This is a genomic window from Algoriphagus mannitolivorans DSM 15301 (genome assembly GCF_000429425.1).
Classification (GTDB): domain Bacteria; phylum Bacteroidota; class Bacteroidia; order Cytophagales; family Cyclobacteriaceae; genus Algoriphagus; species Algoriphagus mannitolivorans.
In genome coordinates this window covers 1-2022 of the sequence record NZ_AUBV01000021.1, presented here as the reverse complement: position 1 = coordinate 2022, position 2022 = coordinate 1, and the positions used below count along the sequence as shown (strand labels likewise).

Sequence of the window (2022 nt, the reverse complement as noted above, 5' to 3'; positions counted from 1 at the left end):
GCGGTCGTTGTCCAGAATATTGCCGATCACTCCGCCGAATCTTAAGAAGAAGGTTCCATAGTCGTCATCATTGGCGATGATCTCATTGGCTCCAACACCTACAGTTTCAGTGTCCTCATCACCAATTTTTGTTTCTCCGTCAGGTAGAGTTCCGGATACGCTAGCCAAATTCACTAGGCTTTCACCTTCCAAATCCTCAACAGTCACCACATATTCAGTTACAACACTTGCAGATTCCCCTGGAGCAACTGTTCCTATATTTTCATTAAGACCAGTCATTGGGTCACTTACAGTCACATCATACAAGGTCACGTTACCAGTATTGGTTACAGTCAAGGTATAAGTGACAACTTCACCTGCTTCTCTGATAACTGATTTATCAGCGGTCTTATTCAAGACAATACCAGGAAGAGGGTTAATTGGAGTAGTTACCTCATCTGTATCAGTCGGGTTATCATCACCCTGATTTGGACTTTCACCCGTAGCAGTAGCCTCATTGGTTACATTTCCACGGTCAACGTCTTCCTGAGTAATCGGATAATTTACCTCAATAGTCTTGCTTTCGCCAGGTGCTAAGGTGCCCACATTCACTACAGTACCGGTTACGGTATCTACTACCGTCACATTATCCAGAGTCACATTTCCGGTATTGGTAACCACGATGGTGTATGGAATTTCGTCACCTGGATTTACCAGAACAGGATCGTTGTCTGTAATCTCGACATTAATAGCTGGGTTTTGATTTGCAATGACTGAAGCTTCTGCCTGGGCAGATACTTCCGAACCATTTGCCACTCCACTTGCAGAGGCAACATTCAAAATACTTCCTCTATCGATATCTGCCTGATTTGTTGTGTAAGACGTTTCAAGATTTGCAGATTGACCTCCTGCCAGTGAACCGATATTTTGGTTAAATCCAGTCAACGGATCTGTAACCGTTACATTGTTCAAAGTTGCATTTCCTGTATTTGTAACAGTCAGCGTGTAGGTAATCACATCACCTGCATTGTTCACCGACTGTACATTTGGAGTCTTAGTCAAGGAAATTGAGCAAGAGTTAAAGGTTAGAGTAACCGGGGTTCTTGTCAAGCTAGAGCAGTTGGTTTGGTTATTTACTGCCTGAGCATAATAGGTTACAGAACCAACGCTGCTTAAAGTTGGGTTGGCTATAACATTTCCTCCAGATGCAGCATCATACCAAACAATGCTGAAGCCAGGTTGAACAGAAGCTGTCGCTGTCAAGGTCTGACCTTGTTCAAAGAAGCAAACAGTTTGATTTCCTCCACTTACAGGAGCTGCAGGAGCTGGAAGAATGGTCAAGGTTACTGGAGTTCTTTCCAAACTTGAACAAGATGTACCAACTGACTGAGCATAGTAAATAACTGAACCGACACTGCTAAGACTTGGGTCTGCAACCACGTTACCTCCTACAGCAGCATCATACCAAACAATAGTGCCTGGGGCTACTGCACTTGCAGTGATTTTTTGAGCATCACCTTCGCAGATAGTGACATTCCCATCACTTAAAGGAGGGGCAGGTGCATCAAGAATGGTAAGGATGACCGCTGTTCTGGTTAAGCTTACGCAACCGGTAGAATTGTTCACGGCCTGTGCATAATAGGTCACAGAGCCTACCGTATTCTTGATTGGATTGGCTACCACGTTTCCACCCACAGCGGCATCATACCATACCACACTGAATCCTTGCGGTAGAGTGGCAGTCGCGGTCAAAGTCTGAATTGGAGCAGTCTCACAAACCACCTTATTTCCTTCACTTATAGGAGCCGCTGGGGCTGCATTGACTACAACAACCACCGGCTTAATCACCATACAGCCTTCTTCTGAAGTTGCTTTGATGAAATAGGTACCAGATACGGAAATTGCTTTAGGATTTGCTACTCCTTGAGTGGCTTGCTGGTTCATCCAATAGGTGAACTCTGCTCCCTCAACTCCGGTGTGGGTTAAAGTAATATCCACGGTGCCCGGCTCACATACTGCGGCTGGGTTGGTCACCGTAAAGTC

1 protein-coding gene is annotated in these 2022 nt (G+C 45.2%); it reads right to left on the bottom strand.

The window, feature by feature from the left end; genetic code table 11:
• Positions 1-2022 (bottom strand): DUF7507 domain-containing protein (locus tag G458_RS21560; RefSeq protein ID WP_157359845.1); only part of this gene is annotated, 2022 nt, incomplete at both ends.